We start from the raw sequence: 26,389 nt of genomic DNA on the forward strand, positions 1-26,389 counted from the left end.
AAGGATGTCCTTTGTGTCACCAAAAGCTGACCTTCCAGAGGTGTCATAGGAAGGGCGTGTTTTGGTCGACAGCCGCCGGATAGCTGACGGTCTGCACCTGGGGAGGCAAAAATACCCGCTGAACGTCCACAAAGGGTCGCGGAAAGGCGGAAAGCCGTGTCCTCAAAGCTCCATCTGTGCATCGCAAAATTGTTCACATCCCATTTGGTCACACCAGTTTGGATATGAACAAAAAATAATGGGAATTCAGTAGTTTGCGGGAAAAGGGGTTTTGTATCTTTGGTGCTTTCATACACTAAAGCATTGAAATTGCACGCACAAAACCACCCTGAAAGAGTGTGGCTCCCCGAGTAGGATTCGAACCTACGGCCATTCGATTAACAGTCGAATGCTCTACCGCTGAGCTATCGGGGAGCGACCCGGCTTCCGTCGGGCAGGCCGCGCCTATGCATCGGCACGGGGGAAATGGCAAGAGCTTTCACCGCAAAAAAAGATCCGGGAAAGGCGGATGGATTCAAGGCCTTGAACAAGGCGGGCATATGCGTGCCAGCGGATCGTCTGGAGGCCGCTGTAGCCGGCCGTGACAATCTGATCCTGCACCGATGGGTTCAGCATCAGCTTTGAATGCCGCGCTCATATCTCGCCGCAAAATCCGCTGTGGCAGCCTGCGGAAAGGCTCCGCGCTGTGGCGAACCCCTATATCTTACCCCCGCGTTGAACATATTGCGCAAGCGAAGGCCAATATTGTCGTTCTACAGTTTCTCCAAGGGAGCTGTATATGCGTGCAATTCATGTCGGAAAATTGATCCTTGCTTTCGGGACGTCCCTGCCTTGCTGGGGGGCGTCCGCTCTCGCCACCAATACAATGGGGCGCTTCACCGTCGGAGCGGTCGTGGTCGCACCCTGCGCCATTGCATCAGGTGTGGCCAAGGGTGCGATGGCGCCTGTTGTAATGTGCGCGAACGCCGCCGAACCAGAACCGCGCATCGTGCCGCGAACAAAGCGCTTTCGTCTCGGCAATACCGACCCTGCGCCTCCTGCTCAGGAAGACGTCGCCGCGCCCACATGGTCAGAAATTATTTTCTGAATCTTGCGTCCGTTGGCGCTGCTTTTGACGATTTCCAAAACTATCGGAGGACGAGTTGTTTCAATATTGCGTTGAAAGGACGGGCTAACTTCCTGTCACCGGGAAATTATTTCAACGTCGCGCGTTGCCAAGGGGGAAAATGAAACAGGCCTTGGGGGACGATATGCGTCAAAGAAATCGGATTCTTCTCGCGTTTGCCTTCGCTGGCGTCGGTGCTGGCGTCGGTGCGACGTCAGCACAGGCGGCGGCCACCACAACCACCTTTCCCGTGACCGCGACCGTCCAAACGGCGTGCTCTGTTTCGGCCAACCCGCTTGCCTTTGGAAATTATGATCCGACAGCCGCCACGGCGCTTGACGCCACCAGCACCCTTTCCGTGCTCTGCACCGTCGGGACATCCTTCACAGTAGGGCTGAACGCAGGCACGGCGAGCGGCGCCACCGTCACTACCAGGCGAATGGTGAGCGGGGCCAATGCCCTCAATTATGCGCTTTATCGCGAGGCGGGCCGCACCAATAATTGGGGCAACACGCCGGGAACCGACACGCCGCCCGCCACCACCGCGCCCGTTGGGGCAAGCTCGCTCACTGTCTATGGCCGCGTTCCCGCCGGCCAGAATGTGCCCGCCGGTGGCTATGCCGATACGATCACCGTCACCGTAAATTATTAGAGCGCGCCATGCGCGCATTCTGGCGTATCGCCGCAGCGCTGTTGATGGCGCCGTTGCCGTCGGGCGTTGCAGTCGCCGGATCGCTCAAAGTCTATCCCGTCCGAGTCATGCTGACGGCAAAGGACCCGGTGCAGACGATGATGATCCACAATGACGGCGCGGAACCTTCGCGGGTGCAACTTCGTGTCTACGCTTGGCGGCAAGTGAATGGCGAGGACAAGTTTGATGAAACACGCGACGTGCTGGCCAATCCGGCGCAGTTCGAATTGCCGCCGGGCGGTGAGCAGATCGCGCGCTTTGGGTTGCGAACCAGCGTTGGCGCGACCGAAAAGGCCTATCGTGTCTTTCTGGAAGAGGTGCCCACCGAAAGGCCAGTAAAAGCCGGCGAAGTGCAAACGTTGCTGCGGATCAGCATTCCCATTTTCGTGCCTGCCCCCAATGCCAAGGTGCAATTGAGTTGGCGCGCATGGCCCGCCGGACCAAAGCAAATGGCGATCGCTGTTCGCAACGACGGAGCCGCTCATGCGCAGATTAATCGCCTGACCCTTGCGGATCAGGGCGGAACGCCCAGGGGGAATGCCGATCTCTCTGTCTATCTGCTACCCGGCACGTCGAACCAAATCCTGCTCGACGTCAGTGGACCACCCCGCGCGGGTCAATCCATCAAGCTTGACGCTGTGACGGACCAAGGACGCATCTCCACCCAACTCGTCAGTGAGGCGGGACCGCGTGAAGCAAGCCGGCGCTAGGGTCATCATGGGCGCGCTTTGCATCCTGGCTGACCCGATCGCTGCGCGGGCGCAAGTTTCCGCGCCGCCGTCCGAGGATAGAGCAGCGCCTCCCGATGAGTCGGAACAACTGCTGGTGACGGTGACAATCAATGGCGCCCCTCGCGACGGCAACTATCTCGTGGCGCGGAGAGGTGAAACATTCCTTCTCCAGATCACCGACCTGGCTCGATGGCGGATACGGGTTCCCACAGGCGGATCGATAGTCATTGATGGCGACGCCTATGTTGCACTGAGTGCGCTGCCGGGCGCGAGCGCCACATTCGACGAGCCAGGCCAGCGGCTGCAACTCGCGATTCCCGCCGAATTGTTCGAGGCCCGGAGCGTCTCGGCCTCCACCCCCTATGCGCAACCGACGGAAGGCGCATTCGCCGCCTTCCTCAATTATGATCTTTCGGCCGAATATCGGGATGGGCTGAGGGGCAATGCCTTTCTCGAAGCAGGCGTCTCCGACGATTGGGGGCTGGTCGCAAACACCGTGGCGATTGGCCAGGGCACCGGCGGCGAGGGGATAACGCGGCTCGACAGCTATTATCTGCGCGACGATCCCCGCGGTCTCACGCGCCTCGTCATCGGGGATACGGTGACGGACGTGGGCGATTGGTCGCGCCAGGTTCGCTTTGGTGGTGTGCGATGGGGGACGGAGTTCAGCCTTCAGCCTGGCCTTGTTACTTTTCCCACGCCGGCCTTCGCGGGACGGGCCGCCATTCCCTCCAACGTCGAACTGTTGGTCAATGACGCATTGCGCTTCCAGACGGAAGTGGATCAGGGGCCTTTTTCAATCAACCAGGTGCCACTCGTCACCGGCTCGGGAGACGTCACGCTCGTTGTCCGCGATGCGCTCGGCGTGGAGCGTCGCGTCACCTCCTCCTATTATGTAAGTTCCCGCCTTCTGAGCGAAGGCCTGAGCGCCTGGTCGCTGGAGGCGGGATTCGAGCGCCGTAACTATGGCATCAGGAGCTTCGATTATCGTAATCCCTTCGCCGCCGGCAGCGTCCGGCACGGTGTCACCCCATGGCTGACGCTCGAAATGCGTGCGGAGGCCAGCGGCGATGTCCGCATGGCGGGCGCGGGCGCGGATGTGATCTGGACGCCTCTGGGCGAATTCGGCCTGGCGGGCGCGGCATCGCAGGGTGAAGACGGCAGTGGCTTCCTCTACCGCGTCCAATTCAGCCGGGTCACACCGAACTGGAACGTCGCGATCAGCTATCAGCAGGCCACGCGCAATTTCGACCAGCTCGGCATCGATGACGATCGGGAGCGGATAACCGATCAGTTCCAGGCGTCCGCCGGGCTGTCGTTGCGGCGCTGGGGAAATATTGGCATCGCCTATACCGATCTGCGCTACGCCGACGGCAATCGCGCGCAGTTGGCTTCGGCAAATTACAGCGTCGGAATCGGCCAACGCGGCTATGCCAATCTATTCGCCATAAGGAGCGATGTCGAAGGAGCCGGCGCGGAAACCACTTTCGGCGTGGGTTTCACCATTCCATTCGGACCGCGCAGCAGCGCCTATGCCCAGGCCGACAGCCGCAACATATTGGCCGAAGTGCGCGCGACCCCGCCCACGGAAGGCGGATGGGGCTATCGCATCGCGGCCAGCAGCGGTGAGACCGACCGGCAACAGGCCGAAGTCGAATGGCGCGGCGACGTGGGCGAGATCAGCATGGAGGCCGCGCGGTTCGGGACGGATAGCGGCGTCAGGCTATTGGCCAGCGGCGGCCTGCTCCTTGCCGGAGGCGGCCTGCATACAACGCGGCGCGTCGAGGATGCGGTTGGGGTGGTCGAGGTGCCCGATTTGCCCAATGTACGCATCTATCAGGAAAATCGGCTCCTCACTCGCACCGGCCGTAACGGTCGCGCCATCATTCCCGATCTTCGCGCATATGAGCAGAACCGTGTCGCCATCGCGCCGGCCGACCTGCCGCTGGATACGCGAATGCCCCGCGACACGCTGTTCGTGGTGCCGCGCTATCGCGGGGCGGCCATCGCCCGTTTCCCTGTCGAGAAGGATCGTCCGGCGACGATCCTTCTGCAACGGCCGGACGGCAAAGCCGTAGACGCGGGCACGTCGGTTCGCACGGATAGCGGCGAGAGGCTGTTTGTAGGCTATGGTGGCGAGGTTTTCGTGCCGGACATGCGGCCGGGCATGTCGCTGATTATCGACCTTCCCGAAGGATCATGCCGCACGACCATCCATCAGCCAACCACTACGGAGATTTTGCCCCGCGTCGGTCCACTACGTTGTCAGGAACAGGGAGAACGCCAATGATCACCAGGCGCACAAGTGCGATCATGGCCGCTTTTGCTGTGGCCCCATGGCTCATGCCTGCGCCAGCACAGGCGGCATGTAACCCGCTCTCATTTTGCAGTTGCACAGTGACCGCAACGGGGGTCAGCTTCGGCAACTATAATCCTTTGTCCTCATCCGACACTGATTCCACCGGGTCGGTGCGTGTGCGCTGCACGCTCCTGGCGGCGCTCGCGGGTTCCTATACGATCGACCTCAGCACAGGTTCGTCTGGAAGCTATACGCAGCGAACCCTTCGAAAAGGCGCATCCAACCTTGGCTACAACCTCTACACCAACGCGACGCGAAGCCAGATATGGGGCGATGGCACAGGTGGGTCGTTGGATGTCGCGCGCAGTTTTTTCGCTCTGCTCATTGTTGATCAGACCACCACCATCTATGCGCGCATCCGCCCTGCGCAGAATGTATCGGGCGGCGTCTATAGCGATACGATCACCGTGACTGTGACCTACTGAACGGCCGATTAGGATCGATCGGGATAACGCATTGGACTGCGGCCGAGAGAATGGGCTAGAAATTCTGACTGAAATATTGGCGCCACAATATCGCAATAACAACGGCCTAACCGCCCCCTATTGGCCCAGAGCCAAAGGGGAGATCACCGCATGTCGCTTGTTTCGCGCCTGCTTTGCGCACCGCTTCCGCTTGCCGTTTTTGCGCTGACACTGGCCCAGCCGGCCTTTGCACAATCGGCTGCGCCGACCGCCGGAACCCCGGCCGATACAGGGGACGAGGGCGAGATCGTCGTCACCGGCACCTATGCGCGCAGCCTGGCCGCCGCGACGGAAACCAAGCGCAAGGCCGCCTATGGCGTGGACTCGATCAATTCCACCGACATCGGCAAGTTCCCGACGCAGAATGTCGCCGAAGCGCTGCAACTGGTGACTGGTGTGGCGATCACGCGGCCGCGCGGCGAAGGCCTGTATGTGAGCGTCCGGGGCCTGGGTCCGCAATTCCAGAGCACGCTGGTCAATGGCCGCACGGTCGCGATCAACGATCTGATCGAAAATGGCGGCGCCCAGGGCCGTCAGTTCCGGTTTGAAATGCTGCCAGCCGAGTTCGTTTCGCAGATCGACGTCATCAAGACGCCGACCGCCGACATGACCGAGGGCGCGCTGGGCGGCAATATCGACGTGAAAACCTTCCATCCGCTCGATGTCGGCACCAAGACCACATTGAACCTGCGCGGCACCTACACGACCATGACCGAGAAGGTGAAGCCCAACGCCACCGTGCTGAGCAGCTTCACGACCAGGGACGATCGGTTCGGCATCCTGGTTGGCGCCCAATATTGGGCCAAGTCGGTGCGCAACGACCGTTTCTATAACACCGGCTGGAACCTCATCCCGCGCTTCGCAGGAACATTGGGTGGCAGCTATTATACGCCGACCCGTACGCGGCCCACCGTCGAGACCGAGGATCGCAAACGCCTGTCGGGCCTGTTGTCGGCGCAGTGGCGCCCGTCGCCCGAGTGGGAAACGACGCTGGACGTGTCGCTGACGCGGCTCGACGTCGAATATGACGAGTTCGGCCTCGACATCTATCCCGACGATCCGGGCACCAGCATCGTCCCCGGTTCCTTCACCATAGTTGGCGATACCGTGACGCGGGCGACGATCAACAATGTCCGTTTCATGGCGTCGCGCGAATATAGCCTCAACCGCCATGACCTGGTGAATGTGGGCCTTAAGCAACTCTGGAATCCGGGCGACTGGCATGTGGCGGCCAATGTGAACTGGTCCTACGCGCACAGCTTCCACCCCAGCTATGCCGAAGGCACGGTCCGCAGCCGGATGCAGATCATCGCGCCGCTCACCTATGACGCATCGGGCGGCTACAAGGTCGCGCCGACGATCAGCACGCCGGCCGATGTCACCAACCCGGCCAGCTATATCTACTATCCCTTCAACATCGCGCCCAAAAACAGCAAGGACTGGGACACCTACGCCCGGCTGGATGTCGGCCGCGATCTCGATGGCATCATCACGAAAATCCAGGCCGGCGGCGAATATCATTGGCGCAAACGCGATTATTGGCGCCGGGACTTCACCGTGAACATCGCCGGCAACCCGCCCATCTCGCAAGTCGTGCCGGGTGGTTATGAAGCGCTGCCGTTCGACGATTTCCTGTCGGGCGTGTCCGGCAATTTTCCGCGCAGCTGGGCAGTGCCGATCACCAGCGCTTTCTACGACACGCTGTTCAGCGACGCAATCGCCAATGCGCCGCTGACCGCCGGCGACCTTCGCGCATCCTATGTCGTTACCGAGAAGATCTTCGGCGGCTATGTCCGCGCCGACTATGCCTTTCCGCTGGGCGGCATCGACATCAGCGGCAATTTCGGCGTGCGCTACGTCCATACCGATCAGGTGGCGAGCGGCACGCTGACGCTGGGCACGACGCCCACACCGGCCAGCTTCCCGCAAAAGTTCAACAACTGGCTGCCCAGCTTCAACCTGCGCGCCGAGTTGACGTCGAACCTGATCGGCCGCCTGGCCGCGAGCCGGGTGCTGACCCGCCCGAACATGACGCAGACCGCGCCGCAGATCAGCGTGTCGACCGACGCGCCGACGGCCAGCGGCGGCAACCCTGACCTGAAGCCCTTCCTCGCGACTCAGTTCGACGGTTCGCTGGAATGGTATTTCCGCCCCAACGCATCGCTGACCGGGGCGGTGTTCTACAAGAAGATGGACGATTATATCACTGCGCAGAACGTCAATATCGACATTCCGGGCCGCGGCACGGTGTTGCTGAGCACCCAGGTCAATGGCGGCGATGCCAAGGTCTATGGTGTCGAGGCCGCCTATAATCAGGTGTTCGACTTCCTGCCCGCGCCGTTCGACGGCCTCGGCTTCCAGGCCTCCTACACCCATACGTCGGTGCGTTCCAACTACACCGCGGGTGCGCGCCCGATCGTCAACCAGCTCATCAACCTGTCCAAGAACAGCTACAATCTTGTCGGTTTCTACGACAAGGGGCCGATCTCGGCGCGGCTGTCCTATGTGTGGCGCGGCCGCTACCTGTCGAGCAACGGCAGCACCACCCAGACGGAGGTCTATGTCGCCCCGTTCGGATCGCTCGACGGCAACCTGTCCTTCCGCATTCTGCCCAAGACGCTGCTAAGCCTCGAAGGGATCAACCTCGCGGGGGCCAAGGTCTATTCCTACAACGGAATCAAGGAGCGCTATAACGAGATTCAATATTATGGGCGCACCTTCCTCTTCGGCGTTCGGACCGAATTCTGATGCGCAGGCTTGCTCTGATCGCTGCCTTTGCCGCCACCGCGTCGACATTGGTCGGCGCGGCGGAGCCGGCCCCAAAGCCGCTCGCGATGAACGACATTCAGGTCGTGGGTTCGCACAACAGCTTCAAGGCCGAGATACCGGCTGCCGTGATGGCCAGGATTCGGGCGATGGAGCCAAGGCTGGCCGAGGGGCTCGATTATTATCATCTGCCGCTGGCCGAGCAACTGGACGCTGGCGTCCGCCAGCTGGAACTGGATATTTTCGCCGATCCGCAGGGCGGGCGCTATGCCAGCCCCAAGGGGGCGACGTGGGCGCAGGAGGCTGGCGAGAAGACTGGCTTTGATCGGGCGGCGATGAGCAAACCGGGCTTTAAGACCTTCCATATTCCCGACGTCGATTATCTCAGCACCTGCGTAAGCCTGGTCCAGTGTCTGCGCCAGGTGAACGCATGGTCGCTTGCGCATCCCGATCATCTGCCGATCATGATCACCCTCAACGCGGCGGATACACTGTCCAACCGGGAGGGCATCAGCAATCCGCTACCGCTGGAGGACAAGGCGTTGTTGGATGCGCTGGATGCGGAGATACGATCTGTCCTGCCCGGCAAGCGCCTCATCACCCCGGACGAAGTGCGGGGCGGGATGGCGACGCTGCGCGATGCCGTGCGCACCCGGGGGTGGCCCAGCCTGGATGCCGCACGCGGTCGCATCTACATCCTGTTCGATGTCCGGGACGCGGTATCCAACGCCTATCGCGCGGGTCATCCTTCGCTTGCCGGGCGCGCCATGTTCGGCTGGTATCCCGATGGTCAGGCCGAATCCGTCGTCCAGATCGTCCAGGACCCGCTGGTCGATGGCGCGAAGATCCGTGACTGGGTCAGGCAGGGCGTGATCGTGCGCACCCGCACCGATGCGAACACGGTCGAGGCCCGCGCCGGCGATCATCGCAAAGCGCAGGCTGCTATGGCGAGCGGCGCTCAGGCGGTCAGCACGGACTATTATCCCGGCGCGCCTGATCCGTTGAAGACGGGTTTTTCGATTACGCTACCGGAAGGCGCGATGGCGCGATGCAACCCTGTGCGGATCGCCGCTGAATGTTCGGTGGCGCCTTGAGAAGCCGCGCGGCCGACGCGCTTGCATTGAAAACGGGCAGATCTCGCCGATGTTCGCACAGCGAATTAGCCGCAATCCCCTAAAGCGTCGCCTCGATCTCGCGCGCGGCCATGTCGGGATTTTCCGCCAGGCTGATCGGGCGGCCGATCACCAGCATGGAGGCGCCCCGGTCCAGCGCCTCGCGGGGCGTCACCGCCCGCTTCTGGTCGCCCAGCGCGCCGCCGGCGGGGCGGACGCCCGGCACCACGAAATAACCGTCATTCCACGCCGCCTTGGCGATCGCGACCTCCTCACCGGAGCAGACGATGCCGTCGAGGCCCGCGCTCTGCGCCAGATCGGCGAGGCGACGGACCTGATCCTCCGCTTTCCCGCCGACGCCGATGTCGAGCAGGTCGCCATTGTCCAGGCTGGTCAGCACGGTCACTGCCACGACCTTGGTATTGACGCCCGCCGCGGCCTTGGCGTCTTCCAGCATGGCGCGGCCGCCCGCGGCATGGACGGTCAGGACCGCCGGCTCCAGCATGTGCAGCGCCTGCACCGCCTTCGCCACCGTGTTGGGAATGTCGTGGAGTTTCAGATCCAGAAAGATCGGCAGGCCGAACTTCATCATCTCAAGCACGCCATGATGGCCATGGGCGCAAAAAAATTCCAGGCCCAGCTTCAGCCCGCCGACATGATGCCGCACCTGCCCGGCAAGGGCCTGCGCCCTGGCGAGGTCGGGCGTATCGATGGCGACATAGATGGGGCTGCTCATGCTGGTCCTGTGATGCTGGAAGGATAAAGAGGGGCGTCCGTGCCCGCCGCGGCGGAAGTGGTGTCCGCAAGCGCGGGCGGGGATGGCGGCGTGGCGGCGGCGGTCGCGGCGGCGAGCGCCCGCTCGCTGCTGTCCAGCCGGCGCTTCAGCCGCCAGCGTGTCGCCCGCGCCATCACCCAGAAGGGCAGCGCCCCCAGCAGGAAGGCGCCGATCAACAGAACGGGCAGCTTGGTTTCCATCACCAGATCGCCCCACAGACGCACGGTCACGGGGACATAATTCGCCATGCAGAAGAAGGCGAGCGCCACGGCGATGACGACCCAGAAGGCTGTCCGCAGAAATTGCATAGGCTTAAACCCCTTGCTGCTTGTTTACGGCAGCTTAGAGCATTTTCGAGCCGGGTGGAAACACCCGGCGGGTCGGAAAATGCGCGAAACCGGAAATGGCGCTGTCGATTCCGGGGTAATCGGACCCCGGATCGCCCTATTCGGTCCTGCCCGATTCCCAAAGCGTCCGATCGATCCTGTCGATGACGATGGTCATGGAAAGCTGTGCGACCGCGCCGGGCGCGACCGTCGCCATGCCGCCACGATTGATCGCGTCGGGCATGTGGCTGACCGGCTCCAGGCAGAAATCGGCGCTGTCGGGCGGGCGATAGACATGCAGCCAGTCCGCGCCGATGGCGGTCAGGTTCAGGCGCAGCCCGTCGCCGCGCGTGACGATGGCGCTGCCGCTCCAGCCGCCATAGACATTGTCGATCAGCCTGTCGCCGCGGACGATCGCAGGCAGCGACCAGTCGCCCAGCGCGTCGGCGGGAACTTCACGCTCGGGCAGCATGTCGGGGGTGGAGAGCCAAAGGCTGCGGGCGTCGAAGCGGAGCGTGGTCGCCGCATCCGCCGCGAAATAGGGATGGAAGCCGAGGCCGAGCGGCATCGGACGGTCGCCGACATTCTCGACCGACAACGACATGGACAATCTCGACGGGGTGAGCGTCACCTGCTGTTCGGCGCGATAGGGCCAGGGCCAGCCGGCATCGCCGTCATGCGCCTGCACCAGCTCCGCCGACCCGGCGCTTGTCGCTTTCGCTGTCCAGTTCGTCTGCCAGCCAAAGCCGTGGATGCTGTGCGAATGATCGCCGAAATTGAGGGGAAGCTGATAGTGCGTCCCATCGACGGCGAAGCGTCCGTCCGCAATACGATTGGCATAGGGGACGAGCGGGAAGCTGGCCATGGCGAGCGGATCCCCGGCGCCTTCGGGCGCGCGCCGCATCAGGTCGACGCCGTCCAGCGCCAGATGCAGCAGCGAACCGCCGATCGCGGGCGAAAGGGCCGCTTCCAACCCTTCCGCCCGCAGGATGATGGCTTCCTGGCTCAGCCGACCATATCCTCAAGCTCGCGGCCCTTGGTCTCATGGACCATGGCGCGCACGAAGAAGAAGGAGATGAGGGCGAACAGCGCATAACCGACATAGGCGGCGGCGAGGCCCGGCCAGGTCACGAGCGAGGGGAAGCTGACCGACACCACCGCATTGGCGATCCACTGGGCAAAGCCAGCGATGGCCAGACCCGATCCGCGGATCTGGTTCGGGAACATCTCGCCCAGCATGACCCACATGATCGGACCCCAGCTCATGTTGAAGAAGATCACATAGAGGTTCGCCGCGACCAGTGCGATCACGCCATTATTGCCGGGCAGGCTCACCGCGCCGTCCGCGCCGGTGACGGCGGTGGAGAAGGCATAGGCGACCGTCGCCAGCGTCACCGCCATGCCCGCCGAACCGATCAGCAGCAGCGGCTTGCGGCCGATCCGGTCGACCAGCGCGATGGTGGCGAGGCAGGCGCCGATCGAAAGCACGCCGGAAATGATGTTGATCTGAAGCGCATAATCCTCGGCGAAGCCCACGGCTTCCCACAGGGTCGCGCCATAATAGAAGACGACGTTGATGCCGACCAGCTGCTGGAAGACGGCGAGGCCGATGCCGGTCCAGACGATCGGGCGCACCTTGCCGCTGGCCTTGTCGATCAGGTCGGACAGCTTCGGGCGATGATGGTCGGCGGCCAGGCTGGCGCGGATTTCGGCGACCTTGCGCGTCGCCGCCTCCGCGCCGAACAGACGGGTCAGCACGGCATGGGCGCGTTCTTCCTGCCCGCGCGCGACGAGGTAGCGGGGGCTTTCGGGGATGACGAGCAGGGCGAGAAAGTAGATGGCGGCCGGGATCGCCTGCAACCAGAACATCCAGCGCCAGGCCGGGAAGTCGAACCACAGCGGCGCGGTCGATCCGCCAGCATAGCGGGCCAGCACGAAATTGGCGATGAAGGCGCCGGTGAGACCGGAGATGATCATCACCTGCTGCACCGACGACAGCCGCCCGCGCACGGCGGCGGGGGTGACTTCGGAGATATAGACGGGTGAGATCACGCTCGCCGCGCCGACGCCCAGGCCGCCGATGATGCGGGCGATGATGAAGATGGCGGAGGAACCGGCCGCGCCGGCGAGCAGCGCGCTGACGAGGAACAGGATGGCGGCGGCCATCATCACGCCGCGCCGGCCGATCAGGTCGGCCATGCGGCCCGCGCCGAACGCGCCGATCGATGACCCGACCAGGATCGCGCCGACATTGACGCCGATGCCCAGCTTGCCCAGGTCGAAGGCGCTTTCCAGCCCTTTCTGCGTGCCGTTGATGACGCCCGAATCATAGCCGAACATGAAGCCGCCGATCGTCGCCACGGCCACGATCGCGGCGATGAAGGCCATGTTGACCCTCTCGGCGCTCCCCTCTGTCATTCCTTGTTCCTTCCAGCTCTTTTATATCGTTGCGACACGGCCCGGCAGCCCGGCGACGCCGGGATCGAAGGCGAACAGATCGCCTGCCAGGACTTGCTCTGTCAACGCTGTCATGTCCAGCCCCTTGCGCGCCGTCGTCGCATAGGCGGTCGCCAGGTCCGGGCCGCCGAAGGCGATCTTGGTGATGTTGGCGACGGGGAAGCGGATTTCGCGCATCAGCTTGCCCGCCGGATCATAGCGGCGCACCGCCCATCCACCGAACAGGCCGGTCCACAGGCAGCCTTCGGCATCGACCGTCGGCCCGTCGGGATAGCCCGCGCCATCCTCGATCTTCGCGAACAGGGTGGTGTTGCCGACCGTTCCGTCCTCCGTCAGGCCGGTGCGCCAGATGCGCCTGCCCAGCGTGTCGGTGTGATAGAGGGTGCGGCCATCGGGGGAGAAAGCGGGGCCATTGGTGATCGAGACGGCGGGCAGGCCGGTTTCGATGCAATCGTCCTTGTGGAAGCGGTAGAAATAGCCGCTGTCGGCCGCCTCCGCATCGTCCATCGTCCCGAACCAGAGCGCGCCGTCGGGCGCGACGCAGGCGTCATTCTGGCGATTGCCGGGCAGATGCGCTTCGGGGGTGTGGATCAGCGAAAAGCTGTTCTGCGCTGGATCGAAACGATGCACGCCCGATTGCAGCCCGACCGCGAACAGCCCGTCGGCGGTGGGCAGGATCCAGCCGACCTGTCCGGGCGCCGCCCAACTGCGGCCGACATCCAGCGCCGGGTCATAGCGGTGGATGCGATGGCCCTTTATGTCGACGAACCACAGGGCGGCGTCGCGCGCCACCCAGACCGGCCCTTCGCCCAGCGTCGCGCCGACCGACAGGATGCTGTGCGGATCGGCGCCCGTCATCTCAGCGCCAGCCGGCATCGATGAAATAGTCATGCCCGGTGCAATAGCGCGCATCGTCCGACGCCAGGAACATCGCCAGCGCGGCGACGTCTTGCGGAAGGATGCGGCCGTCCAGGCACTGCGCCGCGACGATCTCTGCCTCGCCTTCGGCCGTGTACCATTTTTCCTGGCGCACCGTCTTCACGTTGCCGGGGATGATGGTGTTGACGCGGATATTGTCGCGGCCCAGATCGCGCGCGAGGCTGCGGGTCAGCCCCTCGATCGCGGCTTTGGCGGTTTGGTAGAGCGTGAGGTCGGGCAGGGCGAGGTGCCAGCTGATCGAGCCGAAATTCAGGATCACCCCGCCGCCCGCGCGCTTGAGCGCCGGCACGGCTGCCTGCGCCGCGAAGAAGAGATGGCGCAGATTGACGGCCATCCGCTCGTCCCAATAGGCAGGCGTGACTTCCGCGATCGTGTGACGATCGTCATTGGCGGCATTGTTGATCAGGACGTCGATCCCGCCCAGCTGCTGCTCGACCGTGCCGATCATCGCCTGCACTGCGTCAATGTCGCGCAGGTCGACGGCATGGAAGATCGGCGTGAAGGCCGCGCCGGACAGGCGGGCGACCAGCGCCTCGCTCTCTGCCACGGCGATGTCGCAGAAGGCGACATGCGCGCCTTGCCCTGCGAACGCCTCGACCAGGCCCTCGCCGATGCCGCTGCCGCCGCCGGAAATGAAGACACTCTTGCCCTTCAGACTCGGATAGATGGCGCGGTTCATGCGGTTTCCTTCTGGGCGGTCAGCAGGCCGCGTGTGGCAAGATTGCTCATCAGGGCGGCGAGGCCCCAGGTCCAGGGCGCGGCGTCTTTCGACGTGACCACTTTGTTCACCAGCTTGCCCAGGCGCGGGGTCGAGATGGCGACGACGTCGCCGACCTTGTGGGTGAAGCCGCGGCCCGGCTCGTCACGGTCCCGCACGGGAGCGAAGAGGGTGCCCAGGAACAGGGTGAAACCGTCGGGATATTGATGTTCCGACAATGTCTGGCGCACCAGTTCCAGCGGATCGCGGCTGATCTGGTTCATGCTGCTCGTGCCTTCGAGGCGATAGCCTTCCGGCCCGTCGATAGTCAGTTCGACTTCGGCGTTGCGGACATCGTCGATGGTGAAGCCGGCATCGAACAGACGGATCAGCGGCCCGAGCGAGCAGGACGCATTATTGTCCTTCGCCTTGCCGAGCAGCAGGGCCGATCGGCCCTCGAAATCGCGCAGGTTGACATCATTGCCCAGCGTCGCGCCGATAGCTGTCCCAGCGGCATTGACCAGCAGCACGACCTCCGGCTCCGGGTTGTTCCAGGTGGAATCGGACCGGATGCCGATCTCCGCGCCCAGGCCTACGGTCGACAGGACCGGCGCCTTGGTGAAGACCTCTGCGTCCGGGCCGATCGCGACCTCCAGATATTGCGACCAGAGGCCGTCTTCGATCAGCGCGGCCTTGAGTGCGGCGGCTTCCTGCGTCCCCGGCACGACGGCGCGGATCGATCCGCCCACCCGGTCTTCCAGTCGGCCACGAATGTCGGCGGCGGCACTTGCGTCGCCGCGCGCGCGCTCCTCGATCACGCGCTCCAGCGCGGACAGGGCGAAGGTCACGCCGCAGGCCTTGACGCATTGCAGGTCGATCGGACTGAGCAGCGGCAGGTCGAGCATTTCGAGCGGGCCGAGCACCTCCCCGGCCGCGGCGGACAGGGGCAGCTTTTCCACCAGTTGCGCGACGGTCGGCGCGACCCGGCTCATGTCATGGGCGATGCCGCCAGCCACGAGGATCGGGCTGGGGCCGGCGGCGGTCTGGACGCGGCCGATGAACAGGCCCTCACGCCAGTCGGTGGGCAGGCAATCGAGCAGGGAAACATCGCCCGGCATCATCAACTCCTAAAGCGGATGGTTGTTAATTGATAGCGCTACCAACATGGAACGGGCCGCAGAGTCAAGAGGTGTTGCGCAAAAGGCGCGTCATCGGAAAGTCGTAGGGAGGGGACGGTTCGGTCTTTTCCGGCCCGCCGCTTTGGGGCATAGCTGTAGGGACCATGAGCAAGACCGAAGACAGCGCGCCGGCAACCGGCGCAACCGCCGCTCCCGCAACCCCCGCCGCTGAAAAGGCCGATCTCGCCGGCGCCGCGCGCAAGTCCGCCGGCAAGGGCGTCTGGATGGGTACCGCCGTCGGCATCGGATCGGCCGCGATCGTCGCGGCGCTGCTCTACGCGCGCAGGAAGGGCTGATCCGGAGGATCGTATCGGCCCTCCCGATCAAATATTGTGCTCTGGAAAAAAATGGGCGGCATGGCCTTCGCTCCATGCCGCCCCATCATGCGACCCGTTCCGGGTTCTTTTCCGCCTTCGTGACCGGCGGGGAACTTCGCTATTTGTCCAAGCTGTTTATCCAGCCGCGCCGCCGCTCAGATAGCTGATCAGCTCGGGCTTGCTGATGGTCGTGCTCTTGTCCGAATCCGCGCTGGTGAAAGCGCCATCGGCCCAGGCCGTGACCTGCTCAGCAGGCAGCGTCTTGCCGGTCGCCTTCATCTCCTGATCCTTGAGCGCCACCATCCAGCGGGAAAATTCCGCTTTGTCGAGCTGGCCGTCGCTATTGGCGTCATAGGCCGGAAATTCGCTGTCGACGATCGATGCCACCGTGTTCCCCGGATTGGCCGGGGCTGCCGGCTGAGCAGGCTGGGCCGGCGTGGCGGGCTGCGGCTGGGCGGGCTGCGGCTGGGCGGGGGAGGCGGGCGTGGCCGGCTGCGTCGATTGAGGCATGGCGCCCTGATCCGGGCTGGTAGCCTGCTGCGCCATGGCCGGCGCGGCGACGGCCAGCGCCGTGGTGAACAAAAACGAGCGGATCATTGCGATCTCCTATTATGCGACCGTGCGGACAAGCAGAGCGTGCCCCGCCGACTCATGAATTCGTGAGAAGATAATAGTTGAAGCCGCTCTATTGTTCCTGAATATCCGTTCATCTTGCGTCATTCGTCATGCCAAATGGCTCGATTCAACTTTTTCGCTGTTGCGACTGCGGAAATGGAAGCGGGGACGGAATGCGCCGCCATCATTTGCTAGGTCGGGACGGGGCTGCTAGGCGGCGCGGCGACAGTCCCTCCAGCCGCAGGATTCGCCCATGGTCCCCCGTTACGCCCGCCCGCAAATGACCGCCCTCTGGGAACCCGAGGCCCGGTTCAAAATCTGGTTCGAGATCGAGGCGCACGCGACCGAGAAGCTGGGCGAACTGGGCGTCGTCCCGCCGTCGGCGGCGAAGGCGCTGTGGGACTGGTGGGCGACCAACCCCGCCATCGACGTCCCCGCGATCGACGCGATCGAGGCCGTCACCAAGCATGACGTCATCGCCTTCCTCACCTGGGTCGCCGAACAGGTGGGCGACGAAGCCCGCTTCATGCATCAGGGCATGACGTCTTCGGACGTGCTGGACACCTGCCTTGCCGTCCAACTGGCCCGCGCCGCCGACATATTGATCGAGGATCTGGACAAGCTGCTCGACGTCATCAAGCGCCGCGCCTTCGAGCATAAGCTGACCCCGACCATCGGCCGCAGCCACGGTATCCACGCCGAGCCGGTGACGTTCGGCCTCAAGATGGCCGAAGCCTATGCCGAATTCAGCCGGTGCAAGACCCGCCTGATCGCGGCCCGCGCCGAAGTCGCCACCTGCGCCATTTCGGGTGCGGTCGGCACCTTCGCCAATATCGATCCCCGCGTCGAGGAGCATGTCGCGCAGAAGCTGGGCCTCGCGATCGAGCCGGTGTCGACCCAGGTCATCCCGCGCGATCGCCATGCCATGTTCTTCGCGACCTTGGGCGTCATCGCCTCCTCGATCGAGCGTCTCGCCGTCGAGGTCCGCCACCTCCAGCGCACCGAAGTATTGGAAGCTGAGGAATATTTCTCGCCCGGCCAGAAGGGCAGCAGCGCCATGCCGCACAAGCGCAACCCGGTGCTGACCGAAAATCTCACCGGCCTCGCCCGCATGGTGCGCAGCTACGCCATGCCCGCGATGGAGAATGTGGCGCTGTGGCATGAGCGCGACATCAGCCATTCGTCGGTCGAGCGCTATATCGGCCCGGACGCGACCATCACCCTCGACTTCGCGCTCGGCCGCCTGACCGGGGTGATCGACAAGCTGCTCGTTTACCCCGAGCGGATGATGAAGAATCTCGACAAGATGGGCGGCCTGGTCCACTCGCAGCGCGTGCTGCTGGCCCTGACCCAGGCGGGTGTGAGCCGCGAGGACAGCTATCGCTATGTTCAGCGTAACGCGATGAAGGTCTGGGAATCGGACGGCCAGTTGTCGCTGATGGAACTGCTCAAGGCCGACGAGGATGTCGCCGCCGCGCTCTCCGCGCAGGAGATCGAGGACAAGTTCAACCTCGATTATCATTTCCGTCAGGTCGACACGATCTTCCAGCGGGTGTTCGGCGAGGTTTAAGCCCACATCCGTTCGTTTCGAGCGAAGTCGAGAAACGGGAAGCACTGTCTTATCCGCTTCTCGACTGCGCTCGAAGCGAACGGAGGTCTTTACCTGCCCCCCATCCGCGGCCGCATCCTCGGCGCGGCGTCCGACTGGCGCCGGATCAGCGCATGGTCGAGCACCAGATGCTCGACGCTTTGCGTCTTCTGTCCCTTGCGGCCCTTCAGCCGCCGCACCAGCACCTCCACTGCCGCGCGCGACATCGCGCTGATCGGCTGGCGGATCGTGGTCAGTTCCGGCCAGATCGTCGTCGCCAGCGAACTGTCGTCGAAGCCGCAGACGGTCAGGTCGCCCGGCACGTCCAGCCCGTTGCGGTGGGCGATCGCCACGGTCGCAGCGGCCATGTCGTCATTGCTGGCGAAGATGGCGGTCGGCGGATCGATGAGCGAGAGGATATGCTCGGCTGCGTCCAGCCCGGACCGGTAGGTGAAATAGCCCTGCGCGATCAACTCGTCCTCGATCTTGAGACCCGCTTCCTGCATCGCCGCGACATAGCCCTCGAAACGCTTGGCGCTGGCGGTCTGGTTGGGGTTGCCCTTGACGAAACCGATGCGCGCATGGCCCAGCGCGATCAGGTGCCGGGTCATTTCATAGGCGGCTTGCCGGTCATCGATGCTGACCGCGGAAAGATCGACGGGCGGGCGGCCGGTGGCCACTGCGACGGCGGGAATATCGGCGGCGGCCAGCGCCTCCACCATCTCCTCCAGGTCGCACAGCGGCGGCGGCAGCACGACCCCGTCGATCCGGCCGCGCAGCAGATGGTCGACCACCGACTGGACCGATGTCTGCTCGTCCCATTTCTCCACGACCAGGTCGACGCCGCTGCGGCTCGCCTGATCCAGGCTGCCGACCAGAAATTCGCTGAGATAGGAAGCGGACGGGTTGCTGTAGAGCAGGCCGATCCGCGTCTCGTCGCCGCCCGCCAGGCTGCGCGCGGCGGCGCTGGGGGCGTAGTTAAGCGCCTTGATCGCCTCTTCCACCTTGGCGCGGGTTTCGGCCTTCACCACCTGTTCGCCGTTGATGACGCGCGACACTGTCATCGGGGAGACGCCGGCGTGGCGGGCGACGTCGTTGATGGTCGGCGCGTTGCGCTGGCGGCGGGAGGTGCGTGTGTCGGTCAAGGCGGCGCCCTTCTTCTGGAGCGGGTGATGTCGTTATCGAAATGGTAGCGACATCACCCGACAGAAGCAAAAAATCAGTTATGTCCCGGCGCATAGGGAAATTTGAGCGCCTTATACCAGTCGAGATCATGCGGGGGCGCGGCCGACCCGGCGGGCAGGGGGCGTTTCGACACCGACCGGAAATAGGCGATGCTGGCGTCGCGCCACCATTGCGCTTCCCGATGCTGGATATTGAGGAACGCCTCCGTCTCCGCGAACCGCTCGGCATCGACATGGGGACGCAGCGTCTCCCACGTCTTTTGCATGTCCGCGACATAGGCCACACCGCGATCATAATGGTGGATCAGGCCGTCCCACAAAGTCTCGCCCGACGTCAGGCGATAATCCCAGGGCAGATGATGGAACCAGAGCAGGTCGCGCTCCGGCGTGGTCTTCGCATTGGCCCACATCTTCGCAACCGGCGCGGCATATTGGCCGACGGCGTCGCTGCCGCTCTTGGTGCGATCGAAGCCGATGCCCCGTGCGTCGGCCTTGTGATAATAGACCGGGTTCCATTCGGGGCGCGCCAGATCGGCGACCCAGGGACCGGGACCATAATGATGGCCGGTATCCATGACATGGGCCAGGCCGAGCGGCGTCATATAGTCGACCGCCGCCTCGCGCGATCCCATCATCATTTTGACCACCGGCTGCACGACCTTCGGGTCGGGGGAGAAGGTCATCGCCGCCCATTCCCGCGCGATGCTTTCCGCCGACAGGCTGGTGTCCCAGGCGAGGCGGCCGAACGCATACCAGTCCGCCTGGTTGAAGATCGACCCGCTCCAGTCGCGGTCGACGCCGATATTGGCGACGCCCGCAATGCCGGTCAGCCTGTGTCCCTCCAGCGACCCGTCGATCACCTTGGCCACCGTCGATCCCTTGCCTTTCGCGAAGGTATCGGCGTCCAGCGTCTCCTCGAACAGCGTGCCCAGATAGGTGAGGTGGGTCGACTGGCCCAGATATTCCTTGGTGATCTGGAACTCCATCATCAGCGGCGTCTTCGGCATCGCGCCGAACAGCGGATGGAAAGGCTCGCGCGGCTGGAAGTCGATCGCGCCATTCTTCACCTGCACGATGACATTGTCGGCGAACTTGCCGTCCAGCGGCTTGAAGTCGCTATAGGCCTGTTTCGCGCGATCGTCGGGATTGTCATGGGCGTAGACGAAGGCGCGCCACATCACGATGCCGCCATGGGGCTTCACCGCCGCCGCCAGCATGTTCGCGCCGTCGGCATGGGTGCGCTGATAATCCTGCGGTCCCGGCTGGCCCTCGCTATTGGCCTTCACCAGAAAGCCGCCGAAATCGGGGATCGCCCGGTAGATTTCGTCCGCCTTCACCTTCCACCAGGCGGCGACCTGCGGGTCGAGCGGATCGGCGGTCTTCAAGCCGTCCAGTTCCATCGGCGCGGTCCATTTGACCGACAGATAGACCTTGATGCCATAGGGGCGGAAGACGTCCGCCAGCGCCGCCGCCTTGGCGATATAGGATGCGGTCAGGCTGTCGGCCTTCGCATTCACATTGTTGAGGACGGTGCCGTTGATGCCGATCGAAGCATTGGCGCGCGCATAGTCGGTATAGCGCGGCCCCTTCCAGTCGGGCAGCCGCCACCAGTCCCAGATGGATTGCCCGGCATAGCCGCGCTCCACCGTGCCGTTGAGATTGTCCCAATGGTTGAGCAGGCGCAGCCCGATCTTCGGCGCGCTGCGAATGTCGAGCGAATCGAGGCTCGCGCCGCTCTGCGCCAGCCGCAGCCAGTGATAGGCGCCATGCAGCAGGCCGATATCGCTGTTGGCGGCGATCAGGGTGACGGCCTTGCCATCGACCATGGTCGATCGAATCGCATAGCCTTCATTGCCCAGGCCATCGGTCCTGACCGGCAGGGACGGGGTGGTGGCGGGCGTGGCCAGCAGGATCGCGCCTTGCTGCACCGTTGCCGACACCGCCGGCCGGGCGCCCGTCATGCCGGCGATGCCGCGCTGCAATTCCTGCGTGGCGATGGCCAGGGTCGGGCTGTTTCCGGTCGTCATGATGGCGGTCGCATGGGCCGAAAGCGCGGCGGTCCGCGTCTGGTCGACGCGCGCATAACGCAACCATAGATCATAGCCATCCTCGGCCTGCGCCATCGGCGTCAGACCCCATCCGGCCACGGCAGCAATCCAGCAAAACAGGCGCGCTTTCACTCGTCCCTCTCCCTCGACCCATCATCTTCAACACCCGCAACGGGCATTGACAAGTTCCTCTTGTCCGAGCAATGGTAACGCTATCAGTTCGGTTGCGGCAAGCGGAAAGATGCCCGCGTCGCAAAAATGGAGAGGGGTTTCGTGATCCGTAGCTGCAAAATCCTGTGCGCCGCATCGCTGTTGGCGATCGGTGTTGCCGGTGTGGAAGCGCCCGTCCGGGCTGCTCCGGCCGCCGCTGCACCCGCCAGGCCCGTCTACAAGGATGCAGCCGCGCCGGTCGAGGCGCGGGTCGACGATCTCCTGTCGCGCATGACGCTGGACGAGAAGATCGCGCAGATCACGGCGGTCTGGCTCGACAAGGTCAAGATTTTCGACGACCGGCTCCAGCTCGATCCAGCGAAGCTGGCGGCGCAATATCCCCATGGGCTGGGCCATTTCACCCGGCCGTCGGACGCCAAGGGCGCGTTCAGCCCGCGCGTCGCCAGGGGCCGCGATCCGCGCCAGACGGTGGCGCTGGTCAACGCGCTCCAGAAATGGGCGATGACGCAGACCCGCCTCGGCATCCCGATCCTCTTTCACGAAGAGGGGCTGCACGGCTATGCGGCCGTCGGCGCGACCAGCTTCCCCCAATCGATCGCCATGGCCTCCTCCTTCGACACCGCCATGCTGCGCGACGTGAATGCCGTCATCGCCCGCGAAATCCGCGCGCGCGGCGTGCCGATGGTGCTCTCACCCGTGGTCGACATCGCCCGCGACCCGCGCTGGGGCCGGATCGAGGAAACCTATGGCGAAGACCCCTATCTGGTCGGTGAAATGGGCGTCGCCGCGGTCGAGGGATTGCAGGGCGAGGGCCGCTCGCGCGAGCTGCGCCCCGGCAAGGTCTTCGCCACGCTCAAGCATCTGACCGGCCATGGCCAGCCCGAAAGCGGCACCAATGTCGGCCCCGCGCCCTTCTCCGAACGCGAACTGCGCGAGAATTTCTTCCCGCCCTTCGAGCAGGTGGTGAAGCGCACCGGGATCGAAGCGGTGATGGCGTCCTACAATGAAATTGACGGCGTTCCCAGCCATGCCAATCGCTGGCTGTTGCAGGATGTGCTGCGCGGGGAATGGGGCTTCAGGGGCGCGGTCGTCTCCGACTATTCGGCGGTCGATCAGTTGATGAGCATCCATCATATCGCCGCCAATCTGGAGGAGGCGGCGATGCGTGCGCTGGACGCAGGCGTCGACGCGGACCTGCCCGATGGCCTGTCCTATGCCACGCTCGGCAAGCTGGTGCGTGCGGGCAAGGTGAGCGAGGCACAGGTGGACAAGGCCGTCCGCCGAATGCTGGAGCTGAAGTTCCGCGCCGGCCTGTTCGAAAATCCCTATGCCGATGCGGCGGCCGCGGAGAAAATCACGAATAACGCTGATGCGCGCGCACTCGCGCTCAAGGCGGCGCAGCGGTCGATCACTTTGCTCAAGAATGATGGCATGTTGCCGCTCAAGCTTGAAGGCACGATCGCCGTCATCGGGCCGAGCGCCGCCGTCGCGCGTCTGGGCGGCTATTATGGCCAGCCGCCGCACAGCGTCTCCATCCTCAACGGCATCAAGGCCAAAGTCGGCGCCAGGGCCAACATCGTCTTCGCGCAGGGCGTAAAGATCACCGAAAATGACGACTGGTGGGAAGACAAGGTGGTCAAGTCCGACCCGGCCGAAAACCGCAAGCTGATCGCGCAGGCGGTCGAAGCGGCCAAGGGCGTGGACCGGATCGTCCTGACGCTGGGCGACACCGAGCAATCGAGCCGCGAGGGCTGGGCCGACAATCATCTCGGCGATCGTCCCAGCCTCGATCTGGTAGGCGAGCAGCAGGAGCTGTTCGATGCCTTGAAGGCGCTGGGCAAGCCGATCACCGTCGTCCTCATCAACGGGCGTCCGGCCTCGACCGTGAAGGTCAGCGAGCAGGCCAATGCCATTCTCGAAGGCTGGTATCTGGGCGAGCAGGGCGGCAATGCCGTCGCGGACGTGCTGTTTGGTGATGTGAACCCCGGCGCGAAGCTGCCCGTCACCGTGCCGCGCTCGGTCGGCCAATTGCCGATGTTCTACAATGCCAAGCCCTCGGCGCGGCGCGGCTATCTGTTCGATACGACCGACCCGCTTTATCCCTTCGGCTTCGGCCTTTCCTACACGACGTTCAGCCTGTCGCCGCCGCGCCTCGCCGCCACGAGCATCGGCGCCGGCGGCAGCACCAGCGTCTCGGTCGATGTCCGCAACACCGGCGCGCGCGAAGGCGACGAGGTGGTCCAGCTCTATGTCCGCGACAAGATCAGCTCCGTCACCCGGCCGGTCAAGGAATTGAAGGGATTCCAGCGCGTCACGCTCAAACCCGGCGAGACCCGCACCGTCAGCTTCACCATCAGCCCCGAAAGCCTCCAGATGTGGAATGACGAAATGCGCCGCGTGGTCGAACCGGGCGATTTCGAGATCATGACCGGCAACAGCTCGGTCGCGCTCCAGTCCGCCACGCTGACGGTGAAGCCATGAGCGCCCGTCTCGCACGCCGTCAGGCGCTGGGCCTGCTCGCCTCCACCTCCTTCCTCGCAGCGACGCCCGCAGTGGCTGCAAAGAAGGGCGGCCCGCTCTACAAGGACGCCACCGCTCCCATCGACCTGCGCGTCCGCGATCTCCTGTCGCGCATGACGCTGGAAGAAAAGGTCGGCCAGATCATCGCGCTTTGGGCGACCAAGGCGGACATCATGGACGACCTTACCTTCTCGCCCGAAAAAGCGAGCAAGGCCTATCCGGCGAGCTTCGGCCAGATCACCCGCCCGTCCGACCGGCGCGGCGCGCAGGGCGGCTCCACCCAGGCGGGCGGCGTCGGTGCGCGCTGGCGCACGCCTGCCGATACGGTCGCCTTCATCACCGCCGTCCAGAAATGGGCGATCGAAGAAACGCGGCTCGGCATTCCGGTGCTGTTCCATGAGGAATCGCTGCACGGCTATATGGCGACCGACGCGACCATGTTCCCGATGGCGATCGGTCTGGCGGGCAGTTTCGACCGGCAGTTGATGCGTGAAGTCCAGTCGGTCATCGCCCGTGAAGTCCGCGCGCGCGGCGTCCATCTGGCGCTGTCCCCGGTGGTCGATATCGCCCGCGACCCGCGCTGGGGTCGGATCGAGGAGACGTTCGGCGAAGACCCCTATCTCTGCGGCGAAATGGGCGTCGCGGCGGTGCTCGGCCTGCAAGGCGAAAGCAGGCAACTCGGCCCGGACAAGGTCATGGCCACGCTCAAGCATATGACCGGCCACGGTCAGCCCCAGAGCGGCGAGAATATCGCCCCCGCGCCGATCAGCGAGCGCGAATTGCGTGAGAATTTCTTCCCGCCCTTCCGTCAGGTGGTGAAGCGCACCGGCATCGCCGCCGTCATGCCGTCCTATAACGAGATTGACGGCGTGCCGTCGCACCAGAACAAATGGCTGCTGGGCGACATATTGCGCGGCGAATGGCGTTTCGACGGTGCGGTGGTCAGCGACTATGGCGCCGTGCCCGAACTCGACACCATCCATCATGTCCAGCCCGATCTGGAAGCGACGGCACGCGCCGCGCTCCGGGCCGGCGTCGATTGCGAACTGCCCGATGGCCTTGCCTATCGGACGCTCGTGGAACAGGTCCGCGCGGGCAAGGTGCCCCTCGAAGCGGTCGACCTCGCAGCCAAGCGCATGTTGACTCTCAAGTTCCGCGCGGGCTTGTTCGAAAATCCCTGGCCGCGCCGCGACTATGATGCGCTGACCGGCAATGCGGAGGCCCGCGCGCTGGCACTGAAAGCCGCGCACAAATCGATCGCGCTGCTCAAGAATGACGGCACGCTGCCGCTGGCGGCGGGCGCGCACAAGCGCGTCGCGGTGATCGGTCCCAACGCCGCCATCGCCCGGCTGGGCGGCTATTCCTCGATCCCGCGCCAGTCTATCTCGCTGCTCGATGGTGTGAAGGCGAAGCTCAAGGGCAAGGCGGAGGTCGTCCATGCCCAGGGTGTCTTCATCACCCGGAGCGAGGACCGTTCGGTGGATGAGGTGTTCCTCGCCGACCCTGCCAGGAACCGCGAGCTGATCGCCGAGGCGGTCGAGGTCGCGAAGACCGCCGATATCATTCTGCTCGCCATCGGCGACACCGAACAGACCAGCCGCGAAGGCTTTGCCAAGAATCATCTCGGCGACCGCACCAGCCTCGATCTGGTGGGCGAGCAGAACGAACTCTTCGCCGCGATGAAGGCGACCGGCAAGCCCGTGGTCATTTGCGCCATCAATGGCCGCCCGCCCAGCTATCCCGCCGTGGTCGAAGGCGCGAACGCGCTGCTGTTGTGCTGGTATCCGGGACAGGAAGGCGGCACCGCCATGGCCGACATCCTATTCGGTGATGTGAACCCCGGCGCCAAGCTGCCCGTCACCGTCGCCCGCGATGCGGGACAGGTGCCGATCTTCTACAACCGCAAGCCATCGGCCCGCCGCGGCTATGTGTTCGAGGACATCTCTCCGCTGTTCCCGTTCGGCTATGGCCTCAGCTACACCAGGTTCGACTTCGGAAAACCACGGCTTTCCGCGCCGCGCATCGGAGTGGGCGGCAGCGTCACGGTAGAGGTCGACGTCCGCAATGCGGGGGACAGGGCAGGGGATGAGGTCGTCCAGCTCTACGTCCATGACCAGGTCGCCAGCGTCACCCGACCACTCAAGGAACTGAAGGGTTTCGAGCGCGTCACCCTCGCCCCCGGCGAGACGAAGACGGTGCGGCTGACGATCGGCCCCGAAGCCTTCGCGCTCTGGAATCTCGACATGCAGGAGGTCGTGGAACCCGGCCTGTTCGACATCATGGTCGGACCCGACAGCCAAAATCTCCAGACCGTCACGCTCGAAATCATCTGAACAGGACCGCTCA

22 protein-coding genes and 1 tRNA gene are annotated in these 26,389 nt (G+C 64.2%); 11 read left to right on the forward strand and 12 right to left on the reverse strand.

Features of this window, described 5'->3' with window-relative positions; all coding sequences use genetic code 11:
- Together AC58EF_RS11570 and AC58EF_RS11575 are read right to left on the reverse strand one after the other, a co-directional pair.
- Positions 1-296: hypothetical protein (locus tag AC58EF_RS11570; RefSeq protein ID WP_497276389.1), on the reverse strand; the 296-nt coding region annotated here is incomplete at its 3' end.
- A gap of 43 nt (positions 297-339) precedes the next feature.
- Positions 340-414, reverse strand: a tRNA-Asn gene (locus AC58EF_RS11575).
- A gap of 364 nt (positions 415-778) precedes the next feature.
- Here AC58EF_RS11575 and AC58EF_RS11580 point away from each other — a divergent pair.
- The 7 genes from AC58EF_RS11580 (at position 779) to AC58EF_RS11610 (ending at position 9,210) form a co-directional block, all read left to right on the forward strand.
- On the forward strand, positions 779-1,087 hold the full coding sequence (locus tag AC58EF_RS11580; RefSeq protein ID WP_497276390.1) for a hypothetical protein: 309 nt from the start codon (positions 779-781) through the stop codon (positions 1,085-1,087).
- A gap of 139 nt (positions 1,088-1,226) precedes the next feature.
- Positions 1,227-1,757: a Csu type fimbrial protein gene (locus tag AC58EF_RS11585; RefSeq protein WP_497276392.1), complete on the forward strand. Its 531-nt coding sequence runs from the start codon at positions 1,227-1,229 to the stop codon at positions 1,755-1,757.
- A gap of 44 nt (positions 1,758-1,801) precedes the next feature.
- Positions 1,802-2,506 (forward strand): fimbrial biogenesis chaperone, encoded by a 705-nt coding sequence (locus tag AC58EF_RS11590; protein ID WP_497276566.1) that lies wholly within the window; start codon positions 1,802-1,804, stop codon positions 2,504-2,506.
- The gene (locus AC58EF_RS11595) at positions 2,487-4,817 is read left to right on the forward strand and encodes a fimbria/pilus outer membrane usher protein (RefSeq protein ID WP_497276393.1); all 2,331 of its coding nucleotides are present in this window, start codon (positions 2,487-2,489) and stop codon (positions 4,815-4,817) included. The genes AC58EF_RS11590 and AC58EF_RS11595 overlap by 20 nt, the downstream gene beginning before the upstream one ends.
- Positions 4,814-5,311: a Csu type fimbrial protein gene (locus AC58EF_RS11600; RefSeq protein ID WP_497276394.1), complete on the forward strand. Its 498-nt coding sequence runs from the start codon at positions 4,814-4,816 to the stop codon at positions 5,309-5,311. Before AC58EF_RS11595 ends, AC58EF_RS11600 begins: the two co-directional genes overlap by 4 nt.
- A 150-nt stretch (positions 5,312-5,461) precedes the next feature.
- Entirely contained in the window at positions 5,462-8,098 is a 2,637-nt protein-coding gene (locus tag AC58EF_RS11605; protein WP_497276395.1) for a TonB-dependent receptor, read from the forward strand.
- Positions 8,098-9,210 carry a Ca2+-dependent phosphoinositide-specific phospholipase C gene (locus tag AC58EF_RS11610; RefSeq protein WP_497276397.1) on the forward strand — a complete coding sequence of 371 codons (1,113 nt, stop codon included), beginning with the start codon at positions 8,098-8,100 and terminating at the stop codon, positions 9,208-9,210. Before AC58EF_RS11605 ends, AC58EF_RS11610 begins: the two co-directional genes overlap by 1 nt.
- Positions 9,211-9,289: 79 nt before the next feature.
- Here the strand turns inward: AC58EF_RS11610 and pyrF are convergent, their stop codons facing one another.
- The 7 genes from pyrF to AC58EF_RS11645 all read right to left on the reverse strand — a co-directional run bounded on the left by pyrF (position 9,290) and on the right by AC58EF_RS11645 (position 15,540).
- The gene (gene pyrF / locus AC58EF_RS11615; RefSeq protein ID WP_497276398.1) at positions 9,290-9,964 is read right to left on the reverse strand and encodes an orotidine-5'-phosphate decarboxylase; all 675 of its coding nucleotides are present in this window, start codon (positions 9,962-9,964) and stop codon (positions 9,290-9,292) included.
- Positions 9,961-10,311: a lipopolysaccharide assembly protein LapA domain-containing protein gene (locus AC58EF_RS11620; RefSeq protein ID WP_497276399.1), complete on the reverse strand. Its 351-nt coding sequence runs from the start codon at positions 10,309-10,311 to the stop codon at positions 9,961-9,963. The genes pyrF and AC58EF_RS11620 overlap by 4 nt, the downstream gene beginning before the upstream one ends.
- A 136-nt stretch (positions 10,312-10,447) precedes the next feature.
- Entirely contained in the window at positions 10,448-11,302 is an 855-nt protein-coding gene (locus AC58EF_RS11625; RefSeq protein ID WP_497276401.1) for an aldose 1-epimerase, read from the reverse strand.
- A gap of 32 nt (positions 11,303-11,334) precedes the next feature.
- A complete protein-coding gene (locus AC58EF_RS11630) occupies positions 11,335-12,747 on the reverse strand; it encodes a sugar porter family MFS transporter (protein ID WP_497276403.1) in 1,413 nt (470 codons plus the stop codon).
- Positions 12,748-12,768: 21 nt separating this feature from the next.
- Positions 12,769-13,644 (reverse strand): SMP-30/gluconolactonase/LRE family protein, encoded by an 876-nt coding sequence (locus AC58EF_RS11635; protein ID WP_497276568.1) that lies wholly within the window; start codon positions 13,642-13,644, stop codon positions 12,769-12,771.
- Between the two features lies 1 nt (position 13,645).
- Complete coding sequence (gene xylB / locus AC58EF_RS11640) at positions 13,646-14,404, reverse strand: D-xylose 1-dehydrogenase (protein ID WP_497276404.1); 759 nt, start codon at positions 14,402-14,404, stop codon at positions 13,646-13,648.
- Complete coding sequence (locus AC58EF_RS11645) at positions 14,401-15,540, reverse strand: fumarylacetoacetate hydrolase family protein (RefSeq protein WP_497276405.1); 1,140 nt, start codon at positions 15,538-15,540, stop codon at positions 14,401-14,403. The genes xylB and AC58EF_RS11645 overlap by 4 nt, the downstream gene beginning before the upstream one ends.
- Positions 15,541-15,704: 164 nt before the next feature.
- Here AC58EF_RS11645 and AC58EF_RS11650 point away from each other — a divergent pair, with 164 nt between their 5' ends.
- Complete coding sequence (locus AC58EF_RS11650) at positions 15,705-15,896, forward strand: hypothetical protein (RefSeq protein ID WP_497276406.1); 192 nt, start codon at positions 15,705-15,707, stop codon at positions 15,894-15,896.
- A gap of 156 nt (positions 15,897-16,052) precedes the next feature.
- On the opposite strand, the gene AC58EF_RS11655 is transcribed toward AC58EF_RS11650, so the two are convergent.
- Positions 16,053-16,514 (reverse strand): EF-hand domain-containing protein, encoded by a 462-nt coding sequence (locus tag AC58EF_RS11655; protein WP_497276407.1) that lies wholly within the window; start codon positions 16,512-16,514, stop codon positions 16,053-16,055.
- 271 nt (positions 16,515-16,785) lie between these two features.
- Between AC58EF_RS11655 and purB the strand changes: the two genes are divergently transcribed.
- On the forward strand, positions 16,786-18,102 hold the full coding sequence (gene purB, locus AC58EF_RS11660) for an adenylosuccinate lyase (RefSeq protein WP_497276408.1): 1,317 nt from the start codon (positions 16,786-16,788) through the stop codon (positions 18,100-18,102).
- Positions 18,103-18,191: 89 nt separating this feature from the next.
- On the opposite strand, the gene AC58EF_RS11665 is transcribed toward purB, so the two are convergent.
- A complete protein-coding gene (locus AC58EF_RS11665; RefSeq protein ID WP_497276410.1) occupies positions 18,192-19,265 on the reverse strand; it encodes a LacI family DNA-binding transcriptional regulator in 1,074 nt (357 codons plus the stop codon).
- A 74-nt stretch (positions 19,266-19,339) separates the two neighbouring features.
- The gene (locus AC58EF_RS11670) at positions 19,340-21,427 is read right to left on the reverse strand and encodes an alpha-glucuronidase family glycosyl hydrolase (protein ID WP_497276569.1); all 2,088 of its coding nucleotides are present in this window, start codon (positions 21,425-21,427) and stop codon (positions 19,340-19,342) included.
- A gap of 198 nt (positions 21,428-21,625) precedes the next feature.
- On the opposite strand from AC58EF_RS11670, the gene AC58EF_RS11675 reads away from it, so the two are divergent.
- Positions 21,626-24,004 (forward strand): glycoside hydrolase family 3 N-terminal domain-containing protein, encoded by a 2,379-nt coding sequence (locus tag AC58EF_RS11675; RefSeq protein WP_497276411.1) that lies wholly within the window; start codon positions 21,626-21,628, stop codon positions 24,002-24,004.
- Positions 24,001-26,376: a glycoside hydrolase family 3 N-terminal domain-containing protein gene (locus AC58EF_RS11680; RefSeq protein ID WP_497276412.1), complete on the forward strand. Its 2,376-nt coding sequence runs from the start codon at positions 24,001-24,003 to the stop codon at positions 26,374-26,376. Before AC58EF_RS11675 ends, AC58EF_RS11680 begins: the two co-directional genes overlap by 4 nt.
- Positions 26,377-26,389 lie beyond the last annotated feature (13 nt).

The organism is Sphingobium sp. WR1, assembly GCF_059693745.1.